Origin of the sequence: Amycolatopsis taiwanensis DSM 45107 (assembly GCF_000519205.1) — a bacterium.
Lineage (GTDB): Bacteria > Actinomycetota > Actinomycetes > Mycobacteriales > Pseudonocardiaceae > Amycolatopsis_E > Amycolatopsis_E taiwanensis.
In genome coordinates, this window is sequence record NZ_JAFB01000004.1 from 180,291 (window position 1) to 192,953 (window position 12,663).

The window sequence follows — 12,663 nt, forward strand, 5'->3', positions numbered from 1 at the left end:
GTGAAGCGAGTGCCGAATATGTGGCGGAGGGCGAGCCTGGGCCGGTCGTTCGGATGGTTGTGGGCCGCCTACGCGGCCAGCGCCTACGGGACCGGGCTCGGGTTCGGAGCGTTCTCGATCGTTGCCATCACGGTCCTGGACGCCAGCTCGGCAGAAGTGTCGGCGTTGTCGTCGGCCGGGCTCGCGATCGGGGCGCTGCTGGCGGTCCCGCTCGGGCCGTGGATGGAGTTTCGCGCCAAGCGGCCAGTCATGATCGCCATGGACGTGCTCCGCTTCGCGGCGTTGGCCTCCATACCGCTCGCCTACTGGCTGGGTACGTTGTCCTTCGCACAACTCTTGGTGGTCTCCATCGTCACCGCGGCGGCGAAGATCGCGTTCACGGCCGCCAGCGGCGCCTACCTGAAGACCATCGTCGGAGCCGACCGGCTTCTGGCGGCCACCAGTCGTTTCGAGTCCACCACCTGGTCGGCGACGATCATCGGACCGCCCGTGGGCGGTGCCGCCATCGGGCTGTTGGGGCCGGTGACCACCGTTGCCGTCGATGCGGTGAGCTACCTCCTCTCGGCACTCGGCATCACCGCGATCAGGAAGCCCGAGCAACCCCCGAGTCCGAAAAGGACCGGAACGCGTCGGTGGAGTGACATCGCCGAGGGGTGGCGCTACATCCTTGCCCACCAGACGCTGCGTCGATTCTTCTTCAACACAATTCTGGTCAACGGGCTGATCATGGCCGGCGAGCCGCTCTTGTCGGTGCTGATGCTCTCCGACCTGCAGTTCCCGGTCTGGGAGTACGGGCTGGCGTTCGCTGTTCCATGTATCGGCGGCCTGATCGGGTCACGGCTCGCCCGCCGCCTCGTTTCCCGCTGCGGCGAACAGACGGTGCTGCGGGTCTTCGGCACGCTACGCGCCTGCTGGCCCCTTGGCCTCGCGTTCATCCAGCCCGGCCTGGCGGGGCTGGTGATCGTGATGGCCACCGAACTCGGATTGATCATCTGCGCGAGCCTCTTCAACTCCGTCTTCGCCGCTTATCGGCTGAACAACACCGATGCCGGCCGCCACGCCCGGGTGCTCGCCGCCTGGTCGACCACCGCCGGCATCAGCATTGCCGTGATCACCGTGTTGTGGGGTCTCCTGGCACAACTCACCAGCCCACGTATTGCTATCGCGCTGGCCGGGGTTCTTCTCCTTGCCACGCCGTTCCTTCTGCCGCGGCGTATTACCGCGCCAGAAGGAGCCAGCGTCGGGCACGAGCGTGAACCAAATCCCGGGCCCGCCGCGTCCCCGACGGGACGACGCCTGGCCGGGTGATCAGCATCGCCTAGCCAGGCTGTTCACCTTCACACGAAGACAACACCTTCCGATGGCGACATAGCCGCAATCGCGGCCCAGAAAATCGGAAAGGAAATTGAGTGCGCACCTTCCGCCGTCTCTCGATGGCCCTCATGGCGTGGCTGATGCTGATGTTCGGTGCGGGAACCGCCATCGCACAGGCATCGGCGATACCGAACTCGCCTCTTACCGGGACCACTCGTTCGGAAACATCCCAGCACCCGACGCCTTCGCCTCCGGCTATCTGCCCGACGGATGCCATCCCGGGAGCTTTCACAGAACTGCCGTCGAGGCCGTTTCAGCGTTACTTCCGTAACGATCCTCGCCTAGGACCCGCGGACCTACCCGAGAACGGCGCGGTCGGCGAACTGCTTCGCGACTATCACCGCCTGGACTCGTTCCAGGCGAACCCGTTCATCGACTGCTTCTGGGACCCGACCGCCACCATGGGAAACGGTGGATGGCGATTCCCGACCAATAACGGTTTCGCCGACGGATTTACTGTTTTCAACCTGGTTCCCGGTCAGGTCATCGACCGGTTCGGCAGCAACGGGGGACGGTTCTTTTCGCCCTTCGGTGCGCCGTTCTCACAGCGGGCCCTGCCGCCCAGCAGCCTCGACACGCTGGATCAGGCACACCCCTTCGGCTACCACGTCTTCAGGGTGATCGCCCCGTTCACCGTGCAGGCCGGTACCAGCGCACCCTGGTTCGGCCAACCCGGCGGCGGCCTACAATATTTTTCTCCGACGATGAACGCGGACCAGCTCATCGCGGGGAATTTAGTGGAACCTCTCAACTAGTCGAAAGGCGACCGGAGCAGGGTGAACCGGGTCGAGTTGGAGGAAGCGCTTCGCCGTGCGGGCGTGCCCGAGGCGGAGTACCTGATCCCAGGCGTTTCCAGGCCGTGCGAGCTGCGGCTGGATGCTTACTACGTCCTCCGCGCGGAGGACGACGGCTATCTGATCACCCTTTATGAGCGCGGCGTCGAGAGGCCTCTCGCAAGATTCCGTACGGAAGATCGGGCTTGCCGGCACCTCTACGACCTGCTGTCGCGGCGACCGTCGCCGCCACCGGATTCGGCAGAGATCATCGCCGATCTCATGGCGCATCGCGACGAGATTCAGCGGCGGGCTCGGGAGCAATACGACCGAGCCCGCCGCAACCATGCCGAATCCGAGGACGAATAGCCGGTGAGGCCTACGCCTACGCCGTCGCGGCAACTTCCGCTTTGGTCTTCTTCCGTGGGGTGACGTACCAGATCGAGACACCCACGGACGCGTACAGCGCGAACATGATCCACGCCACGCCGACGTAACCGAGCAACCCGGCGAACACGCCGACGATCAGCGGGCCGACCAGGGTGGACAGGCCCGCTCCGAGATTGAGGATCGACAACGAGGCGCCCTTGTTGGACTCCACGAGATTCGCCGTCACGGCATCCAGCGGGACGTAGCCCGCGATGCTCGCGCCCAGTGCGGTCCCGGCGATCATCAGCGCCCAGTAGTTGTGCCCGAACAGCTGCGGCATGTAGAAGAAGGCGATAAGGGAGATCGCGGACGCGAAGCCACCGACGAACGCGATCGTGCGCTTCCACCCGATCTTGTCACCGACGAACCCGACGATCAGGTTGAACACGATGTTGAGCAGCCAGATGGTGCCCCAGACGCTCAGCCACTCGGACGTGCTGAAGCCGAAGTCGGCGAGGTAGAGCGGCATGAAGACGGGAAGCGCGAACTGGGGCAGGGTGTTGATGATGCGCACGCCCAGCACGATCAGCAGCCGCGGTTCGGTCTTCATGATGGTGACCAGCGACGCCAGATCCTGCCACCGGCTCTTGGCGCTCTCCGCGGCCCGCGCCCGCACGTCGTCGCGGTTGAGGACGATCATGGCCAGCGCGCCCAGCCCCGCCCACACCAGCGTGATCCACAGGGTCGGGACGTGGCCGATGTTGTCGATGAGGAAGTCGGAGCCATAGGCGCCCACGACGCTCATCCCGCCGGAAAAGGCGAACCAGAACCAGCCGTAGGCGGTGCTCATGCGGTTCGGGTCGGCCCGGTAGGCGATCCACACGAGGAACGAGTACGAGAACAGAGGGTAGCTGAACCCCTTGATCGCGTAGCCGGCGAACAGCGCCCACACCATTTCCTGCTGCACGCCCATGGCCACGAACACGACCGTGCCGCCCACGAACAGCAGGAAAGCGACCATCATCGTCCGCTTCGCGCCGAAGATCTCGAAGACCACCCCGGACAGCCAGGACGCCACGGAGACGCAGACGCCGTAAGTGGAGAACACGGCGGCAACAACCTCGATGCTGAGCCCCCGGCCGGTCAGGTACGGACTCAGCCAGCTGACCTCGAGCCCGGTCCCGACCATGAACAGGAAGATCCCGACGAAGCCCCATGAGATCTTCCGCGGAATCCCGACCCGGTCCAAAATGGATGGCGGTGTCGCCTCGCTGGTGACGGTGTTCATGACAAACTGACTCCTTGAAGATCAGGTTCGGGGCCTACTGGGCCGTCCAGCCACCATCGGCCGGCAGGATGACGCCGGTCAGGTAGCTCGACTCGTCCGAGGCGAAGAACAGGGCGATGTTCGCGATCTCCTCGGAGGTCCCCATCCGGCCGAGAAGGTTCCCGGAAAAGTGGGCCTCGGCCTCCGGTGTGCTGATCGCGCCGGCCATCATGGGAGTCCTGATGGACCCCGGGCAGATGCAGTTGACCCGCACGTTCTTGCGGCCGTAGTCGACGGCCCACACCCTCGTCAGCGCGACGAGCCCGCCTTTGCTGGCGGTGTAGGCGTCGGCGCCCGGCATGCCGACGATCCCGTTGATCGAGGCATTGTTGATGATCGAGCCACCGCCGGAGGAGATCATGACCGGCAGCGTGCTGCGGGTCACGTTCGCGGCCCCGTCGAGGTTGATCTCGATGATCTTCCGCCAGTGGCCGGGCGGGGTGTCCAGCACCGAGGTCATCGAGTAGGTGTCGTTCGACGAGTAGCCGATACCGGCGTTGTTGAACAGCACCTCGATGTGTCCGAACCGCTTGTGCACCGCGGTGATCGTGTCAGCGACGGCCCGGTCGTCGGAGATGTCGACCTGGTAGAAGGCCGCAGAACCACCCGCGTCCACGAGCTCACGCGCCACGGCGGCGCCCTGGTCCCCGCTCCAGTCCAGCAGCGCGACCGCCGCGCCCTCTTCGGCGAACCGCCGCGCGGCGGCGGCCCCTTGCCCACTCGCCGCGCCGGTGATGACGGCGACCTTCCCGCTGAGCCTCATCCGTGGGGTTCCTTTTCCTTTCCCAACGGCCTGGGGAGGGCACGCCCCGCCACGCCAATGTGATCGGTTAACAGCGAAAGGGTAACCTTGTGAGAAGTAATATCACAAGAGTTGAGTCGTTTTCCCAGGTCGACCGCTAATTCGCCGGGCGCCGAGCCAGAACTTCGGATTGGCGTGTTATAGTTTCACAACAAGCTGACCGGGAGGGAGACGAGCGCGATGGCCATCGACGCCGGCGAGCGGCAGCAGCTCATCCGCGAGCGCGTGGCCGCGGAGGGGGAGGTCGAGTTCGCCGGCCTCGCCACGGACTTCGGCGTCTCGGAGATGACGATCCGGCGTGACATCGACGTCCTCGAGTCGGAGGGCCTTGTCCGGAAGGTCATCGGTGGCGCGATCGCGGTCGGCAAGACCGCCGAACCGCCGTTCGAAGCTCGCGCCAACAGCGAAGCCGCCGGCAAGCGGCACATCGCGGAGGCCGTGGTGACGCGGCTGAGGCCCCGGGAGACGGTTCTCCTCGACAGCGGCAGTACCGCACTCGCCGTGGCGCGGGCGATCCGCGGCAAGGGCCTGGAGCTGACCGTGGTCACCCCGAGCATCCTGGTCGCCGTCGAACTGGCCGTCGAGCCCGGCACCAGCGTCCTGCTCGCCGGCGGGCTCGTCCGGGCCGGCGAACTGAGCCTCATCGGCGCCGACGCCATCGAGTTCTACGACCGCTACAACTGCGACACCTTCGTGATGGGCGTCGCGGGGGTCGATGCCAAACGTGGCTTCTCCGACTACCACCGGGAAGAGAGCGCGGTGAAACGTGCCGCGATCCGCGCCGCGGACCGGCTGATCGTGGCCGCCGACCACACCAAGCTCGGCCACGCGCACCTGGTCAACATCGCCCCTCTGTCCGCCGCGGACGTCCTGGTGACCGACGGCGATCCCCGCCACGAGGCCGTCACGGCGGCAGCCGACTCCGGGGTGGAGATCGTCGCCGTCGCGGCCCGTTCCTGACCGGCGGACCCCACGTTCACCCGGCCCTGCCGGCACCAGCCGAAACGAACACCGAACAGAAAGCACGAGCTCTCATGACGACCTGGCTGACCGACGTCTTCGATGCCCCCAAACCGGTCATCGCGATGCTGCACCTGTCCGCGCTGCCCGGCGATCCCGGCTACGACACCAAGGCCGGCATCGCCGCGGTCGTGGCGCGAGCGCAGAGGGAGCTCGAAGCGTTGCAGGCCGGCGGCGTCGACGGCGTGATGATCTCCAACGAGTTCAGCCTGCCCTACCTCACCAAGACCGAGCCGATCACCGCGATCTCGATGGCGAGGGTGATCGCCGAGTTGCTGCCCAGCCTGTCCGTTCCCTATGGCGTCAACGTGCTGTGGGACGGGCGTGCCTCGATCGACCTGGCGGTCGCGACCGGTGCGCAATGGGTCCGGGAAATCTTCACCGGCGTCTACGCCAGCGATTTCGGGCTGTGGAACACCAACATCGGCGAGGTCGCGCGGCATCGTCACCGTATCGGTGCCGACGACGTGCGGCTGCTGTTCAACATCGTTCCGGAGTCGGCGCGCTACCTCGGCGACCGCAGCCTCAAGTCGATCACGGAGAGCACGGTGTTCGCGACCCTGCCGGACGCCATCTGCGTCTCCGGCCTGACCGCGGGGGCGCCGACCGACACGCAGGCGCTGAAGGTCGTCAAGGACGCGGCGGCGAACGTGCCGGTTTTCGTCAACACCGGCGTGAAAGCCCACAACGTGGCCGAACAGCTCGCGATCGCGGACGGCGCCGTGGTCGGCACCTACTTCAAGGAGGATGGCGCCTTCGAGAACCAGGCGAGCCTGGCGCGAGTCAAGGAACTGATGGACGCCGTCCAAGAATTCCGCGCCACCAGCCCGCTGTAAGCGTTTCGCGGGTCCGATGCGTACTCACGAGGGGACAGGAGACGCCCGATGAGTGTTGTGCTCGGAGTCGACATCGGCACCTACGAAGCCAAGGGGGTGCTGGTCGACGAGAGTGGGCGGATCGTCGCCCGCCACCAGCGCCCTCACCGGGTGACGGTGCCGCGGCCGGGGTACGTGGAACACGACCCCGAAGCCGTGTGGTGGAACGGGTTCGTGGAGATCACGCGGGCGCTGCTGGCCGCGCACGCTCCCGCCGCCGGTGCGGTGGCCGCGGTCGCGGTCAGCGGCATCGGCCCGTGTGTGCTTCCCCTGGACAGTTCGGGAGCCCCGCTGCGCAACGCGATCCTTTACGGCGTGGACGTCCGGGCGGCGGCGCAGATCGACCAGCTCACCGACGCCGCTGGCGAGCAGGAGATCCTCGAGCGCGCGGGCACCTCGCTGACCTCCCAGTCGGCCGGGCCGAAGATAGCCTGGATCGAGCAGAACGAGCCCGAGATCTTCGCGCGCACCGCGCTGTTCGTCACCTGCCAGACCTTCATCACCGGGCGGCTCACCGGCAACTGGGTCATCGACCAGGCGACGGCGGCCTACTACCACCCGTTCTACGACCGGCGCACCGCCGACTGGAATCTCGACGGCTGCCCGGGCGCCCTGACACGCGCGCAGCTCCCCGAGATCGGCTGGTCGTGCGACATCGCCGGACTCGTCACGCGCGCGGCGGCCGAGACGACCGGGCTGCCGGCCGGCACCCCGGTACTCGTGGGCGCCCCCGACGCGGCGGCCGAGGCGCTGAGCGCCGGAGTTTCGGGTGAGCGCGACATGATGGTCATGTACGGCTCATCGCATTTCATGATCGAAGTACTGGATGCGCCGCACACGTCGCGAGTCCTGTGGCCGGCCCCGTATCTGTTCCGCGACACGTACCTGCTCGCCGCGGGCACCGCGACCGCCGGCAGCTTCACCCGGTGGTTCGCCGACCTGCTCTCACCCGACACCGGCGGCGACGACGCGCTCTACACCGAACTCGCCGAACTCGCCGCGGCTTCGCCGCCCGGTGCGCGCGGGCTGCTCGCCCTCCCCTACCTCAGCGGTGAACGGACGCCTCTCTACGACCCGGGGGCCCGTGGCGCGCTGTTCGGGCTTTCGCTTCGGCACGACCGGGGTGACGTCGCACGCGCGATCGCGGAGTCGATCGCGCACAGCGCTGCCGCGGCCTTGCGAGCGTTCGATGTCGAAGGGCTCAGCCCGAAGGTGGTCCGCGCGGTCGGCGGTGGCACCAGGAACCTCGTGTGGGTCCAGGCCGTCAGCGACATCAGCGGATACCCGCAGGACGTAGTGGCCGGCCCCGGCGCTGCCTTGGGCGACGCCATGCTCGCGGGCATGGCCGCCGGTCTGCTCGATGGTCCAGATGACTCGCGGCGGTGGGTGGCGCCGGCCCGTCTCATCGAGCCACGCCGCGAGTTCGCCGAGCTGTACGACCGCCAGCGAGACCTGTTCGAGCAGCTCTACCGCGGTACCCGGCCGATCGTGTCCGCTCTCGACGAGTTGAGGAACCAATCATGACCAACCGGTGGCACGAACTGGCCGAGCACATCGCCAACCGGCTCGAAGTAACCGCACAATCCAAGGTCAGCGTGTTCGTCAACGATGAAACTGCGCTCCCCGCCGCGCATGCGCTGATTTCTGCCGCGACTCGTCGGGGCGCCGCGGTGCAGACCGTGTACACCAGTGAACGCGCCGAGCGCGAAATGCTCGCGGCCTACGACGTGGACCGGCTCGCCGAGCCCGCCCCGATCGAGAAGGCCGCCATGGAATGGTCCGACGTGCACGTGTCGTTCCGAGCCATGCTGTGGCCCGATGCCGACTCCGACGGCGGCGACATCGAGAACCTGCCGCGCCGGCTGGCGGCGATGCGTACCGCGAAAGGTGTCGTCTCCACGCTCCGCTGGCAAGGCACCCGGTGGGCGGTGGTTCGCATTCCCACCGCGGAGTGGGCCGGCCGGCTCGGTGTGCCGGCCCAGACCCTGCTGGGCGAGTTCTTCGCCGGGGCACTGGACGACTGGGACGGGAACAGGCGACGGTGGCAACCGATCGCGGACGCGCTCACCAATGGGCACACCGCGACGATCAGCTCCGCCGACACCGAACTCAGCCTGAGTATCGACGGCCGACGCGGCGTCCTGTTCGCGGGCGAGGCGAACCTCCCCGACGGTGAGGCCGCGACCGCGCCGGTGGAGGACCGCGTGGACGGGCACATCACGTTCCCGGGTACCGCGATCTTCGCCGGGTACGCATTCGAGGACCTGCGCCTGCTCTTCGAGCACGGCCGGGTCGTGGACGTGCGGGCACGGCGCGGCGAAAGCATCGCCCGCGCCCTGATCGGCACCGACGCCGGGTCGAACCGGGTCGGTGAGCTCGGGATCGGCCTGAGCGAGGCCGTCCAGCAGTGGACCGGTGACCTGTTCATCGACGAGAAGATCCTCGGCACCGTGCACATCGCGCTCGGCCGCGCCTATCCGGAATGCGGCGGGGTGAACATGTCCTCGCTGCATTGGGACATCGTCAAGGATCTCCGCCGGGAAGCGGGCGGTGGCGGAACGCTGGCCATCGACGGCAACGTGATCATCGAGAACGGCCGGTTCAGGTGGCCGTCCTGAGTCGGCGGTCTGAAAGCGCTTTCTCGAGCTACCGCAGCCGGGACCTGGAGGTAGGCTGCAGGCGAAGTTCTTGCGGCGCATCAGCGAGCCGATCACGCAACTGCACAGGGAGATCGGATTTCCGGAGCCGTTCGGCGTACTCGGCATAATCGGAGGCGCTGTCGAAGGTGGAAATCCAGACGAACACGTTCTCCCCCTCACGTACCGGCAGCTTCGGGAACGTGTTGCGGCTGTGCTCGGTCCGCAACGCCGCGACCGGGCTGCCGCCACACGCGTCCAGGGCAGGGACGATCGCCTCGCGGAAGAACTGGGCGAAATCCCCGTCATCCGGTGCGGGCAGCGGGCAGACGGTGATCGCCACCCGTGACTCCGGTGTCAGTACCGAGTCCACCGGAGGCCGCGGGGTCTGCGGCGGAAGAAAAGGCGAGTCGGGCCGGAGCAACAGCACATCGTCGGAGTCGATCATGGTCGCGTTGGCGGCGTCCCGGTGCGCTGCCCAGACCGGGCCGCCGTAGAAGCCGGTCAGTCCCTTGAGGCGACTGTCCATATCGGCGAAGCCTCGCAGCCAGACGAAACGATCCGGGTCGTCGAGGTCCCGAAACTGACCGATGACGTGCATCCCGACGGCTTCCTGGGGCTCAACCAGCTCCCGGTCGAACAACTCGATCAAGGTGTCGCGCTGGCCGGGGTGCAGCGTGTACTGCCTCAACTCGACGACGCCGTAGCGTGAATCCTCTGGCATGGCGCGAAGATTACCGGGATCAACTGCTCGGGCTGTGAAGTTCCGTAGGTTTTCTCCCGGTCTGGCACGGTTGTCAGAACAGGCCCGCCAGCAGCGATTCGCCAAGATCGCTCAGCCGGTATTTCACCTTGTGCCCGGCTCGGCCCGCGGTGAGCAGTCCCACGTCCCGCAAGGCCGTCAGATGCGCCGAGACCGTGCTGGCCGCGAGGCCGAACCGCGCGGCCAACTCGGAGGTGCTCGCCGGCTCGGCCAAGGCAACCAACAGCGCGGCCTTGGTCCGTCCGAACGCGGCCGCGAGCCGGTCGTCGGGGACGGGCTCCCCGGTCCACAGCCGGGCGACCCCGCGTGCCGGATACAACAACGACGGCTGCCACGGCGGCACCAACATCAGGCCGACCCCGGGCCAGGCGAAAACGCACGGCAGCAAGAGCAGCCCACGCCGATCGAGCCGGCCGCGTGCCCGGCCCCGGGTCTCGACAAGCAGCAGGTCGCCGGCCAGCCGCACGCTGGGATGAAGGTCGCACAACGCCAACCCGATCCCGCCCTGGGCAAGCCGGCGCGAGCGGTAGGCGATGTCTTCGCTCAGGGTGGCCCGGATTCGCGGCCAGTGCGGAGAAACCAGTTCGGTCCACACCAGACCCATCTGGTCGGCGAGCAGGTCGCGGGCGCGCGCGGGATCTTCCGGCAAACCGGTCAGATCCGCGTCGACCATCGCCAGCTCGGCTGCCACCTGCGCGGGTGGCGTCCGGCGTATCTCGGCCAGTTGGGCCTCGGCCGTGGTCTCCGGACCTTCCGGGGGCGGGCTGAGGAAGTCGGTGATGTAGGTCCGGCCGGACAGCACCGCACGCAACTCGTCGATCGGCAGCGCGATCTCGGCGACCGACTCGAGCCAAGGCCGGTATGCCGGATGACCACGCAGCCCGAGGATCACCCGCACCGCGCCGATCGCCTCTTCCAGCGGGGAGACGCCGAAGCGCAGCCGGTGCGTGCTCGGCGAAACCAGCTCCAGCTCGATCACGGTCAGCTCGTTCTTTCGGAGATAACCGAATCAGTATGCCTCGCTCCAGCTCCGGCCGAGGCTGTGCTGGTGACACCCTCGTACTGGCGGTGGTCCGCCGGAGTGCAACTCGCCCGGCTGCCCGCGACCATGGCCCCGCTCGCCTTCACCCTGCTGGCCACCGCGATCACCGGCTCCTACCGGCTCGGTGGCGTGCTGATGTCGGTGTTCGTGGTGGCCGGACTGCTGGGCTCGATCCCGGCCGGGCGACTCCTCGACCGGATCGGTCCGAGCCGGGGTCTTCGGCTGCTGCTGATGAGTTCCGCCGCTGGATTCACCGCCCTGCTGACCGTTTCCGACGGGCCGCTCGTGCTCGCACTCGTGGTGATTCCCGGCGCGATCGAGGGCGGTCTGAACGGTGGGTTTCGCACGCTGCTGGCCGGCACCGTTCCGGACGGGCAACTGCCGCGGGCCGTCGCAGTGGACGCGATGATTCTCGAAGGCGTGCTGATCGCCGGGCCGGTATTGGTTTCCCTGCTCGGGATGGGCGGCTCGCTGCTGCCGCTGGCCGGGATGGCGACCGCCTGCGTGCTTTCGGCACTGCTGGTCCCGAGCCGGGAACACCGCCGAACCGCGCGAGCGGACCGGCCGGCCTTGCCGATTCGCGCGGCACTGCCCTGGCTGGCGTGCCAGTTCGCGATCGGGCACCTGCTGTCGACGATCGAAGTCGCCCCGCTGCCCCTCGTTGAGCGGCTCGGCGCCCCGGCCGCACTGGCCGGCCTCGTGATCGCGGTGCTCAGCGGGTCGAGCATCGTGGGCAGCGCCCTGTATGCGTGGCGCGGGTCCAGGTTGAAACCCGGCCTGTTCCTGGGCGGGTTCGTGCTTGGCGGGGTCACCGTCGCGGCGGATCTCGGCTGGCCCGGACTGATCGCCGGCGCAATGTTGATCGGGTTGAGCGTCGGGCCACTGGTGACGACGGCGTCGGTCGCGATGCAGCGGCTCCTGCCGGAAGGCAGGCGCGCGGAAGGCTTTTCGGTCTCCTTCGCGGTGCAGGGAGCCGGATTCGCGCTAGGTTCGCTTGCCGTCGGTGTGCTGCCGCTCTGGCTCGCGCCACTGCTTGGGTCTGTTAGTTCCGCTGCTGCCTTTGCGCTGCTGAAATCGGTGCAGCAGGAGAAGGACGAAGGTGTGTCAGCAGTTCGTCCGCAACTGGGTACGGGCGCTCCTGCGGCAACAGGCGGGCAGCAGAATCGAGATCGCCGTCGCTGACCAGCGCGTGGATCTCACGGGCGAGCGGAGTCACGTCCCTGATAGCGACCGTCCACTCGTCCGCGTAACGTCGTACGGCTTCGCCGGAGAGCCCGAGTTGCAGCGAGCGATACGGAAGGGGCCGCAGGTGCAGGTCGCGCTCGGGATCCCACTGGACGCGGGCGGGAGAGTTCTTCAGCTGACGTTGCCAGGTACTGCGGTCGGAATGCAGCCCCGGCTGGTAGCTCGAAAGACACGCATGCCGCAACGCCCACTCAAAGCCGTCGCGCGAGATCTCGACGGCGAGGACGGTCTCCTGACCCGGCTTCGTACCCCAGCCGCAGCGGTACATCATCCACAGGAACGACGGCTTGATCCATGTCATCCGGTCCCGCTTCCACGCCGCGGAAAAGCGGCCATTGTGGACAGCGGGCCCGCCGATGGCCGGGGAGTATGCCTGATAGACGGTGACAGTGGATGCCGTGTGGAGTGCGCGGATCCGGTGTCGTGGTTCTTCCATG

At 67.5% G+C, this 12,663-nt stretch carries 12 protein-coding genes and 1 pseudogene; 8 read left to right on the top strand and 5 right to left on the bottom strand.

Features of this window, described 5'->3' with window-relative positions; genetic code table 11:
• The first annotated feature begins 18 nt into the window (after window positions 1–18).
• The 3 genes from A3CU_RS43315 (at window position 19) to A3CU_RS0103305 (ending at window position 2,516) form a co-directional block, all read left to right on the top strand.
• Window positions 19–1,308 (top strand): MFS transporter, encoded by a 1,290-nt coding sequence (locus A3CU_RS43315; RefSeq protein WP_084143069.1) that lies wholly within the window; start codon window positions 19–21, stop codon window positions 1,306–1,308.
• Window positions 1,309–1,409: 101 nt separating this feature from the next.
• Window positions 1,410–2,129 carry a TNT domain-containing protein gene (locus A3CU_RS0103300; RefSeq protein ID WP_027941053.1) on the top strand — a complete coding sequence of 240 codons (720 nt, stop codon included), beginning with the start codon at window positions 1,410–1,412 and terminating at the stop codon, window positions 2,127–2,129.
• Window positions 2,130–2,150: 21 nt separating this feature from the next.
• Window positions 2,151–2,516, top strand: a complete 366-nt coding sequence (locus A3CU_RS0103305) for a hypothetical protein (RefSeq protein WP_027941054.1) — start codon at window positions 2,151–2,153, stop codon at window positions 2,514–2,516.
• A gap of 16 nt (window positions 2,517–2,532) precedes the next feature.
• On the opposite strand, the gene A3CU_RS0103310 is transcribed toward A3CU_RS0103305, so the two are convergent.
• Together A3CU_RS0103310 and A3CU_RS0103315 are read right to left on the bottom strand one after the other, a co-directional pair.
• On the bottom strand, window positions 2,533–3,804 hold the full coding sequence (locus A3CU_RS0103310; protein WP_043840573.1) for an MFS transporter: 1,272 nt from the start codon (window positions 3,802–3,804) through the stop codon (window positions 2,533–2,535).
• A 34-nt stretch (window positions 3,805–3,838) separates the two neighbouring features.
• Window positions 3,839–4,606: an SDR family NAD(P)-dependent oxidoreductase gene (locus tag A3CU_RS0103315; protein WP_027941056.1), complete on the bottom strand. Its 768-nt coding sequence runs from the start codon at window positions 4,604–4,606 to the stop codon at window positions 3,839–3,841.
• Between the two features lie 219 nt (window positions 4,607–4,825).
• Between A3CU_RS0103315 and A3CU_RS0103320 the strand changes: the two genes are divergently transcribed.
• The 4 genes from A3CU_RS0103320 to A3CU_RS49625 all read left to right on the top strand — a co-directional run bounded on the left by A3CU_RS0103320 (window position 4,826) and on the right by A3CU_RS49625 (window position 9,158).
• Window positions 4,826–5,605 carry a DeoR/GlpR family DNA-binding transcription regulator gene (locus A3CU_RS0103320; RefSeq protein WP_027941057.1) on the top strand — a complete coding sequence of 260 codons (780 nt, stop codon included), beginning with the start codon at window positions 4,826–4,828 and terminating at the stop codon, window positions 5,603–5,605.
• 74 nt (window positions 5,606–5,679) lie between these two features.
• Window positions 5,680–6,501: a BtpA/SgcQ family protein gene (locus A3CU_RS0103325; protein ID WP_027941058.1), complete on the top strand. Its 822-nt coding sequence runs from the start codon at window positions 5,680–5,682 to the stop codon at window positions 6,499–6,501.
• A gap of 48 nt (window positions 6,502–6,549) precedes the next feature.
• A complete protein-coding gene (locus A3CU_RS0103330; protein WP_027941059.1) occupies window positions 6,550–8,064 on the top strand; it encodes an FGGY-family carbohydrate kinase in 1,515 nt (504 codons plus the stop codon).
• Window positions 8,061–9,158: an aminopeptidase gene (locus tag A3CU_RS49625; RefSeq protein ID WP_052371418.1), complete on the top strand. Its 1,098-nt coding sequence runs from the start codon at window positions 8,061–8,063 to the stop codon at window positions 9,156–9,158. Before A3CU_RS0103330 ends, A3CU_RS49625 begins: the two co-directional genes overlap by 4 nt.
• Before the next feature lie 28 nt (window positions 9,159–9,186).
• Here the strand turns inward: A3CU_RS49625 and A3CU_RS0103340 are convergent, their stop codons facing one another.
• Entirely contained in the window at window positions 9,187–9,900 is a 714-nt protein-coding gene (locus tag A3CU_RS0103340; RefSeq protein WP_027941060.1) for an NIPSNAP family protein, read from the bottom strand.
• 73 nt (window positions 9,901–9,973) lie between these two features.
• Window positions 9,974–10,918: an ArsR/SmtB family transcription factor gene (locus A3CU_RS0103345; protein ID WP_027941061.1), complete on the bottom strand. Its 945-nt coding sequence runs from the start codon at window positions 10,916–10,918 to the stop codon at window positions 9,974–9,976.
• Window positions 10,919–10,987: 69 nt separating this feature from the next.
• Between A3CU_RS0103345 and A3CU_RS43325 the strand changes: the two genes are divergently transcribed.
• Window positions 10,988–12,163: an MFS transporter gene (locus tag A3CU_RS43325; protein ID WP_425388218.1), complete on the top strand. Its 1,176-nt coding sequence runs from the start codon at window positions 10,988–10,990 to the stop codon at window positions 12,161–12,163.
• A gap of 4 nt (window positions 12,164–12,167) precedes the next feature.
• Here the strand turns inward: A3CU_RS43325 and A3CU_RS54280 are convergent.
• Window positions 12,168–12,662, bottom strand: a pseudogene (locus A3CU_RS54280) (DUF4291 domain-containing protein); the annotation flags it as partial.
• Window position 12,663: the final 1 nt, after the last annotated feature.

Excerpts from the sequence above, each read along its gene's own strand:
- A3CU_RS43315 (WP_084143069.1), top strand. The coding sequence starts at position 19 with ATGTGGCGGAGGGCGAGCCTGGGCCGGTCGTTCGGATGGTTGTGGGCC.
- A3CU_RS0103310 (WP_043840573.1), bottom strand. The coding sequence starts at position 3,804 with ATGAACACCGTCACCAGCGAGGCGACACCGCCATCCATTTTGGACCGG.
- A3CU_RS0103315 (WP_027941056.1), bottom strand. The coding sequence starts at position 4,606 with ATGAGGCTCAGCGGGAAGGTCGCCGTCATCACCGGCGCGGCGAGTGGG.
- A3CU_RS0103320 (WP_027941057.1), top strand. The coding sequence starts at position 4,826 with ATGGCCATCGACGCCGGCGAGCGGCAGCAGCTCATCCGCGAGCGCGTG.
- A3CU_RS0103325 (WP_027941058.1), top strand. The coding sequence starts at position 5,680 with ATGACGACCTGGCTGACCGACGTCTTCGATGCCCCCAAACCGGTCATC.
- A3CU_RS0103330 (WP_027941059.1), top strand. The coding sequence starts at position 6,550 with ATGAGTGTTGTGCTCGGAGTCGACATCGGCACCTACGAAGCCAAGGGG.
- A3CU_RS49625 (WP_052371418.1), top strand. The coding sequence starts at position 8,061 with ATGACCAACCGGTGGCACGAACTGGCCGAGCACATCGCCAACCGGCTC.
- A3CU_RS0103340 (WP_027941060.1), bottom strand. The coding sequence starts at position 9,900 with ATGCCAGAGGATTCACGCTACGGCGTCGTCGAGTTGAGGCAGTACACG.